Source organism: Candidatus Thorarchaeota archaeon, from assembly GCA_021498125.1.
Lineage (GTDB): Archaea > Asgardarchaeota > Thorarchaeia > Thorarchaeales > Thorarchaeaceae > B65-G9.
The window spans coordinates 13868-31012 of the sequence record JAIZWL010000006.1 but is presented as its reverse complement, the minus strand read 5'-3'; the positions used below and the strand labels follow the sequence as shown (position 1 = coordinate 31012).

Below are 17145 nucleotides of genomic sequence, written 5' to 3'. Positions count from 1 at the left end.
TCTATTTTTTACTACCTACTCGTTGTTGTCCGTATTGTCCGAAGAGCCGCTAAACTCATCTGAGTCAATAGTCGTAGATTCACCATCAACATCATCATTAGTGGCATCTTCAGGCGATTCAGTGGGATCAAACTCGAGTTCTGAAGGTTCCACCGATCCGTCTGATTCTTCCGTGTCCACTGGCGAAGACTCATCAGAGATATCAAGCAGCGAGTCGGAAGCGGGTGCGCTCTCAGGAGTGTCATCAGGAACAGTAGCACGGGCCTCTGCCTGTTTCGCTTCCGTCTCGGCTTGCAGTTTCTCAATCTGCATCTTTCGAGCAAAGTACAGTGCTACAATCACAGCTAAAGAGAGAGCGCCTCCCACAATAGTGAGAGTTGTCTGCCATTTGCTCGATGCACCACCAAGCAGTTGCTGCCATGTGAGTATGAGGAATGCAAGACCTGCAATGTTCAAGACGAATCCTTTAATGGGGGTCTCTATCTTTGTGACCTCACACAATCCAGCATCGACCATTGCGGCTCCAATCACTCCAGCATTGTACTGATTGGACTTGGTCTTCTTTGCAAGTTTCTTGATCGATAATGCCTTTTTCTTTCCCAGCACCTTGATAGCACGGGGGACTTTTGAGACGAGTAGCTCCGCGTAACGCCGACGCGCCTCTTCTTCATCAATGTGACACTTCTTACATGTGTTTGTCTTTTCATGCCATTTACGGCCACATGTGGGACACCGATCTTTTGGCCATGCAGCTGGTGCAGCTTCGCGGAGACGCTGCTTCAGACGAAACTCCGAGACACTCTCAGACTCTTTCACGTCTTTCTTCTTTTTCATCTTCATACTTGCAAATATCGAGAAGAGCGTGGGGAGTGCACCGATGACTGCAAGATTTGGAAGGGCCCTTAGTTCATGCACCTTCTTTTGAATACTGCGAAACTTGTGAGCCGTCTGGAGTCCATCGAGAATGGTATAGATCTGGCTGCCAAGACCTGTGACAACACCCACAGTAGAAACAGTTGCAACAATACCGACTGCTGATGTCACGGCATCAATGATACCATTAGGCGGAAGCAAGACATAAAATCCGCCGCTGATAGTGTGGGTCGGCGGGCCTGTATAATCGTCACCCTGTAAATAATAATAGATATCGACAGAGGTCTCATAGATCCCTGTTGCAATGTCGATGGGTATGTCCCCAGATGCACTTGAGAGATAACCGCCGATGTTGACCTCAAGATCCTCAAAGCCAATCTGAGTCCCCGGTAGAAGCTCCTGAGTCTCGTTCTGACGAATCTCATAGGAGAATATTTTGGCTCCCTGATAATAGAATGCGACTTTAGCCGTAAGATTATAGATCGGCACGGGAGCCGTCACATTGACCTTGAAAGTGAGTGTGTCGTGACCTTCAGGGTCGATGGTGATCGGATTGGTCTCAGAGGCATCCTTGATATTGACACCGTTCACTGTGATGTACGCCTTGATATTTTCATCACCGTACCATTCATCTGAACTCTGAGCCGACGCCAGAGAACTTGACATGAAAAGGACTAATGTAAATACAGCTATAGCCAGTAGTAAGGACCTTGATTGTTTGTATCGCACTTTTTTGACCGCCTGAAATGTGCACTCGGGAGATAAAATACGATTGTCTACTCAAAAGGATTTCCACGACAAGGTAAATAGCAAAAATAACGGATAGATCATCTAAAACGTTTGGATTTCTCAGCTGCTAACTCCTCTTTTTCCTGTTCTATTGCGTTCACTATTGCAGCAGTGGCAGTAGCAATGGATTTGAGACCTGCACTCTTCTTGAAGACGGTCTCGGCTCCTGCTGTTATCACCTTAGGAACGAGATCCGGAGTCAGGGTGGCTGTCATCATCACCATACGTGATACACCCAGATCAAGCAGACGCTCACAGCATTGAAACCCATCAATGACTGGTAACCGTGCATCAACAAGTACAAGATCGGGGACGATACGTTTCTTTCGAATACGACCCGTCTTCATCTTGTCAATCGCCTGAATACCAGTCATGCAATCGTGGGCAATGATAATCTTGGCATTGGGAACCTGTCGCTTGATCAGGATCGTGAGGATCTTCGTAATGGCTGGATCGTCATCGATGATAAGTATGTTCACGGTCATTGTCTGGAAACCACACTTGCTTGGGTCGTGTTTCACGAAAACATGGGCAATACTGCAACAACGCTATGTACTGGTAATTCAACTTATGAAAGAATCTACGACTGATTGACTGATGACACACTTGTAGTAATGCCTAGCAGTAAACAATTCAGGCGTATAATAATAATTTGGCGAGGGCAAAATTAAATATATGCGGTTACGCTTTACCAGATATCACGATAGTATGCAAGTCGAAGAGTCTTGAATCAAACCGTAATGGTATCCGACCATGCAAGACAGATTGGAGTAGACTAGGACAAACACGCGATGTATTCGTATCCCTCAATCAATGATCCCATAATTAATAATATATTCGTCCAGATTTGATCAAATTACGAACCATAATTTAATTTAATCCCCTCCACAATAGTAACAATTGCAAAACTTTATAGGTATATCAATAAAGTCGGATTCAGCCAAATTTGGCTATACGATTGAGGAGAAGAATACAGTTGCTCTCAAAGAGAGGAAAGGAGAGATACATTATACTGGGAGCTATACTGTTGCTCTTCTCTGTCTGGACGGTATCGCTATTTGGAAGCAATATGTTTGCATTTAATAGCACGCCATCAGTTTCAGAGAACACAACAGGTACGACTCCAGATCAGGCGAAAAACGTTCAATTTGACGATGTGCAGATTGAACAACCAACAACACGCTTTGCAACAGCCGCAACAAGTGATTACGTCGATGATTATACCTACGACGGAAATGGTTCGGTCACGGACTTCGATAATATGAAGGCGGACACTGAGGATTATGCCACCCTGTCTGAAGAGGCATTGGCGTTTACAACACTTGATGAAAAGTCAAATTGGAACCCATGGCCCGGAACAGGCTGGACTGAAGTGGCATATGGAGGGTACACCGACTGGGCCATAAACACACATGATGCCCAAGTTGGAACCAACTGCGCATCCATCAATGACGTCCATTCTGATGGACATGGCACCTATTTTGGACAAGGAGAGTTGGTAAGCCCAACATATGATACTAGTCATGTAGAACGGTTCAGGCTCTCATTCTTTGCAAAAGGAGAAAAAATCCATTCCGGAACAATATTACTCAGAGTTCTAATAAAAGATTCAAGCGGATCATGGGACACATTAGTCACCTTGTCAATTACACAATTAGGCGCAACATGGAAACAATTTAAATATAATCTTACAGACACACAATATCTTCACAGTTCATTTCAAGTAAAATACAGAGGAACTGTTAGTGGAGCGGACATGGGGGCATACATTAGTCTGGATGACCACAAAATTGAGGGAGGGACGAATCACCAATTAGATCAGCATTTCAGATTCAATACCGTCAACTACAATGAATATTCAATAGAACAACTAAAGATAGACCTTCATTCAACTGTTGATGAAATGCTCTACGTTCAATGTTGGTACAATGATGATTGGGTCACAGTTGGTAGTGTCAGGGATGGGGGAATCCATTCTTTCAATATTCATTCATATCTGACCTCTAACACTTTTTTGGTCAGACTCTATGATGCCGCACCAGGCTCTGATGCGATCAAGACTTCGTGGCTAATAGAGCGGATGTATATCTATCTGTTCAACCACATTCCATACAACAGTGGCACACCTACGGCCATCAATTCGCTATACGATCTAGATAACCTCTACGCAATGCGAACTCAAAACCCTAACAACTATGCATACATTAGAACATCGCATGTAGATGGTGATGGTTATGCCAATATCCACTATTGTTACATAGCCGGATACTCAGGAGGGGCCGTCCTCTGGGAGGCACGGTATGATAGAAACACAGCATCATGGAATATAGTATCAGGTGCTCAATACATCCAACTCGGATCTAGTTCGGTAAGTAGCAATACATACAGCCTTACAATCACTTGGCACATCAGGTTTCTCTGGAAACATCCAGATACAATAAACATGGACATCCGTACTCGCGTTGCTGATAATAATGGTGCATCAGACAGCGACATATACAATCTGAACTGGGATGTTGAAACTCGATTGGCATTGCGATCATATGCGCTATCCGACTACCGTTGTGATGTAGGCCAGTCACTGAGAGCAATGGGAACTATCGAATACTATAGGTCATCATCCCATGTTGCACCAGACCCGGCAGAGGTACTTGTGAAGATTAGCCGAAATTCGGCTAATTCACATAATTGGACGGGTCCTCCCGCATCAAATGGCACATTCAACATACTCGTCACAACTGACAATTATGTGGGAACTAACAGATTTGAGTACTATGTCTATGACCGCACCAATAGCTACAGCCTGCTGGACACATCCTATAGCAAGATCCCTATAGTAGATCGTGTAAAGGTCGCCTCATTGACAAGTAATGATACCCAAGATAGAACAACGATAGATCAAACTGTCACCATCTCTGCGCATCTGGTCTACGAATACGATAGCAATCCAATAACAGATGGCACGGTCACCATTAACGGAGCCGCTGCAACCTACTCTGGATCTGGCGGGATCTGGACGATCACTCACTCCGAGAACGACGTGGGGTCTGTGACCTTTGACAGCGTGAGCGTTTCAGGAAATACCTATAACATCACAACAGTCAACCAGAACTCTCAGAGCGTGACTGTCATCTGGGATCGGATCAAGGTCATCTCGTATACGGTCGAAGACACATGGGTGAATACAGGAACTGCTGTGAACATAGATGTGAAGCTGCAATATGTCTATGATTCAACAAATGTGGTCGATGGTACTGTGACCATCAACGGATATGCCACGAGCCATCAAGGCGAGGGTGTCTGGCGTGCCACGGTCACCCGGGACAATGTAGGTAGTATCCAATTCGACACAGTTGCCACGAGCGGTGACCAGTATGACATCTCAAGCATTGACCAGAACTCTCAGAGCGTAACGGTCATCTGGGACGAGGTTGTTGTCCAGTCATACTCAGTAGCAGACACTCGTGTTGACATTGGCACCTCGGTACTCATTGAGACCACTATCACCTATGCATATGATGGTACTCCAGTAGTCGATGGTACGGTCACCATCAATGGAGCCTCTGCCACCTATTCAGGAAGTTGTGGAGTCTGGAGACTGACCCAGACCTATAGTAGTGTCACCAGTGTGACATACAATACAGTTCAGTCGCTAGGCAACGCACATGGCGTCACCAAGATGGATCAGAACTCTCAGAGTGTGACGGTCATCTGGGACGCGGTCAACGTGGAGTTTGCAGGACCCACCGATCAACGAATAAACATTGGCGACAATGCCTCCGGAATCGTCGTGACCGTCACCTATGCCTACGATGGACAACCCTACGATGGCACAGTGAATCTTAACTCAACGACCTTCCTGTACGATTCAGTAGGTAAACGTGGTTACACGGTCACGAGCGTGGGTGGTGATGACTCCTATGGCATATCGGTCATCCAGTCCAATGATGAAACCTACTGCATCTGGGATGCACTCATCGTGCATCTCACGGGACCAAGCGATCAACGCATCAACATCAATCAGGCAGCAACGGGGATCACAGCGAGCGCGACCTACGTCTATGACGGTGCATCATATGACGGGACCCTGAACCTCAACTCTACAACGTTCGTCTACAGCACAGTAGGGAAGCATGGTTACACCGTCGCTAGTGCAGATGGTGATGACTCCTATGGTATCTCAGTCATTCAGTCCAATGATGAAACCTACTGCATCTGGGATCAAATAGTTGTTCAGTCATATACTGTGTCTGATTCACGGACAAACATCAACGACAATGTAAACATCGATGTGCTACTGGTCCACAAGTTTGATGGTTCATCGGTGACCACTGGAACAGTGACTATCAACAGTGTGACTGCCACATATCAGGGCAGTGGCGTCTGGAGGATCACTCAGACTTCAAGCACGGTTACTGGGCAGACTTACGACTCAGTCCAGTGTAGTGGAACTGATTACGGCATTACTGCAATCGACCAGAACGGCCAGTCAACAACAGTCATCTGGGACGCCATTGAGATCTATGACCTGTCCTCACCCGAGTGGGTGCTTGTCGATACGACCTGCACGGTCATCTTCAGAGCGCGACTGGTCTATGATGGCCTCACTGTTGGTCCCGGTGACTTGGCAGTCATTGCTAATGGACCCGCAACATGGAATGGTTCGTACTTTGTCTACTCGATAGTGTACCATTCTGTTGGAGACCGACTGTTCTATGTCAACTCGACAACAGAAACCGGTTATAGCATTACTACTTTGCAGAATGCCCCAACAACTCGGACCCACGTCACGGACATACCCTCGATAACTGATGTTGATAGTACCTTTGCTCCCATTGGTGGGCTCTATCAGGGCGTCTACAGTGGAGAACCATTATGGATCCACTGGGATCCTGTCAATGATCCCACACCTCCAGAGTTCTATTTCACAATAACAGGAGGATATCTACATGAATGGACTGTCACATCATTGTGGTCAGGACATATCATCACAACGGGAACTAGCGCAGGAACATTCACAAGTCAGGTAGAGGCTGGTCTGCCATACAATACTGGTAACTACACATACCTCATTCGAGTAACAAATGAGGCGGGGTACCAGAGTGAAAAGTACGTTAGGGTCACAGTCAGAGACTATACTGCTCCAGCTATTATCTCAGCCGGAGATCTGGTCTATGGATACGGAACTACTGGACACAGCCTTGCATGGACCTTGAGCGACGCGCACCCGAACCAGTACCGAATCACTGGCAATGGAACAACTCGTGATTGGGCGTCATGGACGAATGGGACCTATAACATCTCTGTAGATGGTCTTGGTGTTGGAGTCTACGAATACACTCTGGAGGCCAATGATGGCAGCAGTAATACTGCATATGATACGGTATATGTGACTGTGATTGAAGACTCAACAAGCCCAGATGTGACCAGCCCAACAGATATCTTGTATGAGCTAGGTACGACGGGTCATACAATTGCTTGGACTCTTGGAGATATCAATCCCGATACGTACAGAGTACACCTCGATGGCGTAGCCGGAGACTGGACCAGTTGGACAAATGGAACCTATACAGTCGATGCCGATGGACTGGCGGTAGGAACCTACAACTATACGATCGAGGCCAAGGACAGCGTGGGCAACATGGTGGTGGATACTGTCATAGTAACGGTGACTGACACCATTGCACCGGACATCAATAGTCCAGATGATCTCGCCTACGAGTATGGAACCACCGGTCATATTATTAATTGGACCTTTGGCGATCAAGACCCCGATACGTACAGAGTATACGTTGATGGCACTCCTGGTAGCTGGACTGCTTGGACGAATGGTTCACACATTGTAAGTGTGGACGGGCTCGCGATAGGTACCCACAATTACACTGTAGAGGTCCGTGATTCCTCAGAGAATACTGTTACCGATACAGTCGTAGTTACAGTGTCCGATACAACCGCGCCCACTGTCAGCAGTCCTGACGATCTTACATACGAACTGGGAACCACAGGTCACTCCATAACATGGTCACTCAGCGATCTCGATCCCGATACCTACAGAGTCATCATTGACGGAACAGCAGGTGAGTGGGCCTCATGGACAAATGGGGATTACTCCGTGACTGTCGATGGCCAGTCTGTTGGCACTCACACCCTCTCTATTGAGGTGAAGGACGGCTCGGGTAATACAGCGACGGACAGCGTGACCGTGACCGTTGTTGATACAGTCGCTCCAGAGATCAACCATCCTGAGAATGTCACAATGGAGTTCGGCGAGACCGGACTGACCATCAGCTGGAATGGAAGCGATTTTGATCCGGCCACCTATAACATCACTTGTGATGGTGTAGTGATCAAGGCGGGATCGTGGAATGCCAGCTCAGAAGTCATCACAGTACCGCTTGATGGGCTCGCTGTCGGCGAACATGTGTTTGTCATCACTCTACAGGATGGAAGCGGCAATTTTGTTACAGACTCTGTCACTGTGACTGTGACTGCACAGACGACTACCACTACAACGACTACAACCACTACCACCACTGCAACAACGACTACATCTCCAACGACCACTACGAATACCACAGCAACATCAACGCCAGGTCCAAACATCATGATCATTACAATTGTTCTCGTCATCGGTGGTGTGACAGTAGTAATTGTAATTGTAGTGATCATTGGCAAGCGTGGAGCGCCATAGAGAACACACAGGACTAGCAGTCTTGTACCTCGTCCCCTTTGGGGGCGGGGGCTTATTTTTATTTTCTCTTTTTTTAAAAACGATGTTCATTGATAGAGGAATAGTCAGTACATCAAGTCGTCTTCAGTGGGGGATTATGAGAGGCAAAGACACAGAAAGAAATAATCAGTAGAGTTTTGAAGTGCAGAGTGGCTTGATGAAAATATGAACATACACAAAGATCATGACACTCACGCCCCACCGCCATTCCCGCACATCATAGTGTATGGACGACTAAGACTTGCAGGAGTCAAGGACGACATCGCATACAGAATCACCACTGAGGCCATAAGATCAGCTCCTCAAAAAGACAGTATCGACCTTGAAGAGTATATTTTCAACGACACATTAGAACGGATTGAAGAGATCGATCACAACTGGTATGAACATCTTAAAATAATCAATAAATATGAGATGCAAAGACGAAAGGATCGAGACGTGCCACCAATACTCCTTGTACTTGAAGGGGCATCAGCTACTGGGAAAAGTATGCTTGCACTCACACTTGCAACGGACATTGCTGCAACGAGACTTCTGAGCACAGACACGATTCGTCAGATCCTTCGAGCCACATACTCGAAACAAGACGCACCCGAATTATTTTGCCATACCTATCAGGCATTCAAATACAGGCAGACTGGTCCGGACAGGCTTTCGCCAGTTGTCCGGGGATTTCTGGCACAATATGAGATCATAGACCCACATCTTCGAAAGACTGTCAGGAACGTTTCTTCCGAGGGGGCAACCGGACTTGTAGAGGGTGTACATATCATTCCGGGGGAGTTCCGTGATATCGCAGGAGCTGTGGAGATCCTCATCGAGCCGGGACCAGAACTACACAAGAATATGTTCATGGACAAGAGAGGCAAATCGGGATTGACCACCATTACCAAGGAGTACAAGACGCGCATGGAAGAATTTGCAGCGGCACGGTTGATCCAAGAACATATGCTTACGGAGGCCAAGGAACACGGCGTGCCCATTATCCGGTTCGCAACATATTCTCAAGCAGCGTCCGATATTAGAACCATCATCGTCGAACATATGAAGCGATTGACCGAGTAGGCCGTTACGCACATCGTGGCATTAATACCATGAATTCGAAGGTCTCATGGTGGTGAGCGACATGGGATTGCGCGTCATAGGAGAACGATGTAGGCCAACCGAGTGCGAACTGGAATGTCTTGTGGCCTGTACCCAAGTTCATGGAGAGAGATCACCACTAAGGGTCCTTCATAAGGGGCAACCCCCCGTGATTGATGCGGCCCGTTGTACTGAGTGTCTCGCTTGTGTTCGTGCATGCCCACTAGGAGCTGTAACTACTTCTATGTCACAGTCCCTACTTGCGTCCTCATCACCTCAACCAGTTCCACACTCGGACCATCCCAAAAACCATCGGCCACTCGATCTTGCAGGGCGACCGTACGAGGTCAGCGAAGAATTTGCACAGTTCCCTGAGAGTAAGACGATTTTCGCACGCGCAATATACGATACCAGTTTTGTACACTACCAACATGATGAGTACTGGGGCGCAGAGGCAATGATCTCCAAGCACATACCCGAATATGAGAGGTATGGTAGCATACTTGGCGCCGCGGCGTGGGAGATCCATGACCTGCTTAGAAATCGCCATGAATACATAGAGCGTGCACGAGAAGAACTGAAAACAAAGCGAAAGCGACCACGACTTGACCCTGAAGCTCTCACACGGATGATCAAACGCACAGCCCGATTCTTTGGAGCATCCCTCGTTGGCATTACAGAATTGGACAGACGATGGCTATACACTGCGGATAGACGCGACCAACCGTATGACGTTCCTGAAGAGATCGATCATGTCGTTGTCATGGCCATCGAGATGGACTATGACGCCATTGCCAGTTCTCCGGGGTTCACAGCCTCGGCCGAAGTGGCAAGATGTTATTCCGTGATGACATTCATAGAAACCGAACTTGCCGCATTCATCCGACGCCTTGGATATAGTGCGATCCCTTGCGGTAACGATGTGGGTCTGAGTGTCCCGGTGGCGATTGATGCAGGTCTCGGGCAGTACGGCCGACATGGACTGCTCATCACAAAAGAGTTCGGCTCGCGAGTCCGCATTGCCAAGGTATTGACCGACATGCCTCTTGTTCCGGATAAGCCAGACCTGAAGTTCTGTTCATCGGTCGTCAAGTTCTGCGAGGTATGTGAGAAGTGTGCCCGTACCTGCCCATCACAGAGCATTGCCTATGGGAAGGGGCGAACATGGCAAGGCAAGACGATCTCCAATAATCCGGGTGTCAATAAGTGGTACATCAATCCAGAAACCTGTTACGGATTCTGGATGGCAAATGGAGCAGACTGTTCGAACTGCCTGCGTTCGTGCCCGTACAACAAACCGAACAACATCTTCCACAAGTTCATCGTCTGGCTCACAATGAATTTTCCATGGCTTGATAGACTCGTTGTCAAAATGGATGACCTGGCCGGATTCGGCAAACAGAGAGGATCCAGCAAGTTTTGGAAAAAGATAGGGGCTTAATAGAATAGTACCGAGGTGACTAATTGTTCTAGCACTGTTCGTAAATTTAGAATTATAACAAAGCTCAAAATATATATTAAATATGGTGATAAATAGTAAACAACATCCTCATTTCAATATGCATTAGTGCAAACATTTATACGAATTTTTTGATGTTCCTACTACAGCCAGTTTATGGCAATAGAGATGAGGAGAGATACTTTTGCATTCATTTAGAAAGCGAGAGACATACATGGTACTGGGAATGCTCCTGCTGTTTCTCTCCCTCTGGGCTGTTTCACTAAACGGGAACAATACAACGATTCCACAGGAACAGACCACAGGAACAGAAAAGTCAACAGGAGATACGGTCAATATAATAAAAGATATTCAAGTTGAACAACCAACAGCACGCTTTGCAACGGCGGCAACAAACGACTATGTTGACGATCACTACTATGATGGGTATGGTGCAGTGGCAGACTTTGACAATATGAAAGCAAATAACGACAACTATGCGACATTCACTGAAACAGCCACTTCATACACAACACTCGAAGAGAAGACAAACTGGAATCCTTGGCCAGGAACTGGTTGGTCTGAGGCTGCTGATAGTTCTCATACCGATTGGGAACTAAAGACCTCTGGTGGAAAGGTTGGATCGACCTGCGCATGGATCCAATCGGAAGGGAGTGGGGGCGATGATAACAAGGGGTACTTGCTCAGCCCAACATATGATCTAAGCCATGTTGAACGATTTAAGATGTCATTTTATTATAAATTAGACGCATATTTGACATCACATCCTTCACTTGATATTTATTTTAAGGACTCTGATGGAAATTGGGATCTTCAGGGACATTTAACGGGCGACACAGCAGACTGGACTCTGAAGAGTTATGGACCTATCACTGATCCGCAATATCTGCATAGTGCATTTCAGGTCAGATATCGTGGAAAAACGGGAGGCGATGCAGGGTTTGTATACCTTGATGTTCACAAGGTCGAGGCTGGAACCGACCACCAAATAGATCAGCGATTCAGGTTCAATAGCGTCACGTACAATGAATATTCCTACGAACGACTATACATCGACTTTCGAACTTCTGTGAGCGAATCACTCGTAGTTCAATGCTGGGCTGGCAGTAGTTGGCACACACTTGGAACCAAGTCAAGCAGTGGAGTTACCTCGTGGGATATCCATTCATATCTCACATCCAGTACCTTCTTGGTACGACTAACGGATGCGTCTCATACAGGAGACGGAACCAAGAACACATGGCTTATCGAGCGGATGTACATCTATCTGTCAAACCACATTCCTCATAATAGTGGTACCCCCACAGCGATCAATACGCTATATGATACGGATAACATATACGCGATGAAAAGCGGAAATACCGATAATTATGCATACTTCAAAACATACTATCATGATGAGGACGGCTATTCAAATATTCATTACTGCTACATTGCGGGATACAACAGCTCATCAGGATCCGTACTCTGGGAGGCACGGTATGATAGGGGGACAGGCTCATGGACAGAAGTAGCTGGTGGTTCCTATATCGATATTGGGACCGGATCCACTTCGGGTAGCGGGAACGATCTTGTTGTCACATGGCATATCAGAATTCTCTGGAACCATCCGGACATAACTGACATGGACATTCGTACCAAGGTCATTGATTACTACAGTGCCTCAGACACAGATATCTATAACGTCAACTGGGATGTTGAAACTCGACTATCACTTCTCACGCACACATTATCCGACAGCAGGTGTGATGTGGGTGGGTCTCTTACTGCATCGGGAGATATCCAATATCACGGTTCGGCTAGCCATGTGGCACCATACCCCTCGTACATAAAAGTCGAGGTCAAGAGAGCAACAACTCATTCTGTTACATGGTACCCACCCGCTCATCTAGATGGCACATTCAGTACCGCAGTCACCACAGACAATTATGTTGGGCCAAATACTTTCCAATTCTTTGTAAGAGATAAGACATCTGATAACAATTTACTCGATACGTCATACTCTCGTACTACCATTGCGGATCGAGTAAAGATCGTATCGATGGAATGCACCAGCGACCCTGAAGACAGAGTGAATCTAAATGCAGAAGCGACCATAACGGCGCATCTCATATACGAATACGATCATGCCTATGTGACAACTGGCACCGTGACCATCAATGGCACTGCCGCAACCTACACAGGTAGTAATGGTGTCTGGTCCATTACACACACCGAGAGCACAGTCGGTAGTGGTATATTCAACTCAGTAACAATCTCTGGGGATACATACGGTCTGACTGTGGTCAATCAAAACTCACAGAGCGTGACGGTCATCTGGGACCAGATCAAAGTAGTCTCGTACACAGTGGAGGACACTTGGGTCAACATTGGAACCACAGTGAACGTAGATGTAAAGTTACAATATGCCTATGATTCTACTGACGTGACCGATGGTACCGTGACCATCAATGGGTACTCGACCACATATCAGGGGAGTGGTATATGGAGAGCAACCATCACGAAGAACTCCGTGACCAGTATTCTCTTTGACACTGTTGCTTGCAGTGGCAACCAATATGGTATTTCTTTAGTGGATCAAAACTCGCAATCGATCGGAGTAACATGGGACGAGGTCGGTGTCCAATCGTATCATGTGAGTGACAGTCATGTCAATATTGGTACGCTTGTGACCATCGAGACCACCTTGGTTTATTCATCCGATGGCTCGCCAGTGACAGATGGCACGGTCACGATAAACGGAGCCACCGCGACCTACTCCGGATCTGGCGGGGTCTGGAGAATATCCCAGAATTACGGCTCTGTCACAGGTGTCACCTACAATACGGTCCAAGTAAGTGGAAACGCTCATGGCATTACTACTGTCAATCAGAATGGAAAGAGTACGACTGTCATCTGGGATGCGGTCGTCGTGGACATTACTGGCCCAACTGATCAGAGAATCAATCTCGGCGAGAATGCATCAGGCATCGTAGTCACTGTGACCTATGCGTATGACAACACAGCCTATGATGGAACTGTGACACTCAACTCTACAACGTTTCTATACAACTCAGTAGGCAAGCATGGGTACACGGTCTCAAGTGTGGGTGGTGATGACAGCTATGGGATCACTGCCATCCAAACGAACGATCTCACGTACTGTATCTGGGACGCACTCATAGTCCATGTCGCAGATCCAGCAGACCAGAGAATCAATATTGGTCAGACAGCCACTGGAATCGTGGCCAGTGCAGTGTACGCCTACGATGGCACGAACTACGATGGTACATTAAATCTCAATTCCACAACCTTTGCCTATAGCACAGTCGGAAAACATGGGTACACTGTCACATCAGCGGCTGGTGACGACTCGTATGGCATCATGGTAATCCAGTCAAATGAAGAAACCTACTGTATCTGGGATGCGCTGGTCGTCAGCATTACTGACCCCCTTGATCAACGGATTAACACTGGTGACAATGCAACGGGTATCGTGGTCTCCGCAGTATACGCCTACGATAACGGAGTATACACAGGAACGCTAAACCTCAACTCAACGACCTTCGTGCATAGCACAGTTGGAAGACGTGGATATACTGTTGCCTCTGCGGCTGGTGACGACTCATATGGCATCACCGCAATTCTCACCAACGATGAAACATATTGTGTGTGGGATGAGGTACTGGTCCAGTCATACAGTGTCACAGATTCCAGAGTCAACATCAACACTTTGGTGAACATAGACGTACTGTTAGTCCATGCATACGATGGCACATTCATCACTATCGGAACTGTACGCATCAACGATCACGTTGCCAGCTACCAAGGCAGTGGAGTGTGGAGGATCAGTCGATCTTCAAGCACGGTGAAGGCCGAGACCTATAACACAGTCCAGTGCAGTGGGACCAACTACGGAATTGTAACAGTTGACCAAAACGGCCAATCTGTAACAGTCGTCTGGGATGCAGTCGAGATCTATGACCTGTCCTCACCTCAGTGGGTACTTGTTGACGAGACCTGTACTGTCGCATTTCGCGCACGACTGGCATATGATAGCCACTGGCTCGGAAGCGATGACACAGCAGTACTTGCAGACATGGTCACCACGTGGAACGGTTCGTACTTTGTATTCACGGCCACATACCACACGATCGGGGATCGCTTGTTCTTTGTCAACTCTACGACTGAGAACACATATGCCATCACCGTACTGCTAAATGGTCCAACAACAACCACTCATGTGACCGATCGTCCCACAATCTCGGATGTGGATAGCAGCTTTGCGCCAGCAGGTGGACTCTATCAGGGAGTCTATGCTGGTGAACCGCTATGGATTCATTGGGATCCCGTAAATGATCCTACTCCACCAGTCTTCGAGTTCACAATTGCAGGAGCCTATCTTAGCAGCTGGACCGTCACTTCGTCATGGTCTGGACTTATGGTTGCGTCAGGTAGCACCACTGGATCGTTCACCTGCGATATTGAACATGGCCTACCGTATAGCACGAACAACTACACTTACACGATCCGTGTGACGAATCAAGCAGGCTACCAGAGCGTCAAGTACGTTCGTGTGGCCGTACGAGACTATACTGCACCAAGTGTCAGTTCTCCCGATGACCTGTCATACGGTCTCGGAACTACGGGCAATGAATTGTCATGGACCCTGAGCGACGCGCACCCGAACCAGTACCGGATCATCAGTAATGGCACAACTCGTGACTGGACATCATGGACGAACGGTACCTACAGTATCTCAGTGGACGGCCTTGCAGTTGGAGTCTACGAGTACACAATAGAAGTGAATGACGGAAGCAATAACGTTGCAACTGACACGGTCTACGTGACTGTTGTTGATGACACAACGAACCCGGATGTGACAAGTCCTCCGGATACCTCGTACGAGCTCGGTACGACCAGTCACAAGATCGTGTGGACTCTTGGCGACGTAAACCCAGACACCTATCGCGTCTATGTGGATGGAGTTGCGGGTTCTTGGGCCAGCTGGACGAATGGAAGCTATGAAGTCAACATTGACGGTCTGGCAGTTGGACAACACAACTACACTATCGTGGTGCAAGATGTAAGCGATAATGTTGTAACTGACACCGTAATGGTCACGGTCTCAGATTCAATTGTTCCAGAGGTCAACAATCCTGACGACATTGCATACGAGCTCGGTACGACTGGCCACTCCATTACTTGGACATTAGGCGACAGAGATCCTGACACTTACAGGGTCTATGTTGATGATGCTTCGGGTGCGTGGGCAAGCTGGACAAATGGGTCATACAGCGTCAATGTAGATGGCCTGTCCAAAGGTACCCACAACTATACTGTGGAAGTCCAAGACGGATCCGGTAATGTGGCAGTGGATACGGTCATCGTAACAGTGACTGATACAACTGCACCTTCTGTCAGTAGCCCTGAGGACATTACATATGAACTTGGCACGACTGGCCACTCCATTACATGGTCGCTGAGCGATCTCGACCCCGACACCTACAGAGTTGTGGTGAACGGCACAACAGGATCATGGACCACGTGGACGAACGGAGACTACACTGTTTCTGTGGACGGGCGTTCTGTGGGAACATACCTCTTCACCATCGAAGTGCGTGACAGCTCGGGTAACACTGCAGCTGATAGCGTGACTGTGAAGGTGGTCGATACTACTGCACCTGAGGTCAATCATCCAGCCGATGTCACAATGGATCTTGGAGAGACTGGACTGACAATAGTGTGGAATGGAGATGATTTTGCTCCTGCCACGTACAGCATTGATCTTGACAATGAGACTGTTCGGACGGGATCATGGAACGCAAGCTCCGAACAGATGGTTGTATCACTTGATGGTCTTGAAGTGGGCACTCATGTCTACACCATCACTCTCAGTGATCAGAGCGGCAATACTGTACAGGACTCTGTCACTGTCACGGTCCAATCTACTACAACCACGACAACGACAACTACGACGACGACTACAACAACAACCACGACAACTACTACACCCCCAACGTCAACCACAACGACAGCCACGTCTCCGACCAATTCAACTACGGGGACCACTCAACCAGGACCAAACATCATCACAATCACGATCGTCCTCATCATCGGAGGAGCAACAATTGTAATCGTGATTGTGGTCATTCTGGGCAAACGCGCAGGACATTAGGTCTAACTAACAGACTTACATAACTCGCCCCTGTAACACGGGGCGAGGCTTACT

6 protein-coding genes are annotated in these 17145 nt (G+C 47.5%); 4 read left to right on the top strand and 2 right to left on the bottom strand.

Annotated features, from left to right (window positions below):
- Positions 1-15: 15 nt before the first annotated feature.
- Entirely contained in the window at positions 16-1539 is a 1524-nt protein-coding gene (locus K9W43_11870) for a hypothetical protein (GenBank protein ID MCF2137920.1), read from the bottom strand.
- Between the two features lie 161 nt (positions 1540-1700).
- Complete coding sequence (locus tag K9W43_11865; protein MCF2137919.1) at positions 1701-2147, bottom strand: response regulator; 447 nt, start codon at positions 2145-2147, stop codon at positions 1701-1703.
- A gap of 491 nt (positions 2148-2638) precedes the next feature.
- Between K9W43_11865 and K9W43_11860 the strand changes: the two genes are divergently transcribed.
- The 4 genes from K9W43_11860 to K9W43_11845 all read left to right on the top strand — a co-directional run bounded on the left by K9W43_11860 (position 2639) and on the right by K9W43_11845 (position 17091).
- Complete coding sequence (locus K9W43_11860; GenBank protein MCF2137918.1) at positions 2639-8353, top strand: hypothetical protein; 5715 nt, start codon at positions 2639-2641, stop codon at positions 8351-8353.
- 204 nt (positions 8354-8557) lie between these two features.
- On the top strand, positions 8558-9457 hold the full coding sequence (locus tag K9W43_11855; protein MCF2137917.1) for a hypothetical protein: 900 nt from the start codon (positions 8558-8560) through the stop codon (positions 9455-9457).
- Positions 9458-9518: 61 nt separating this feature from the next.
- The gene (locus K9W43_11850) at positions 9519-10916 is read left to right on the top strand and encodes a reductive dehalogenase (GenBank protein MCF2137916.1); all 1398 of its coding nucleotides are present in this window, start codon (positions 9519-9521) and stop codon (positions 10914-10916) included.
- Positions 10917-11118: 202 nt separating this feature from the next.
- Positions 11119-17091 carry a hypothetical protein gene (locus K9W43_11845; GenBank protein ID MCF2137915.1) on the top strand — a complete coding sequence of 1991 codons (5973 nt, stop codon included), beginning with the start codon at positions 11119-11121 and terminating at the stop codon, positions 17089-17091.
- Positions 17092-17145: the final 54 nt, after the last annotated feature.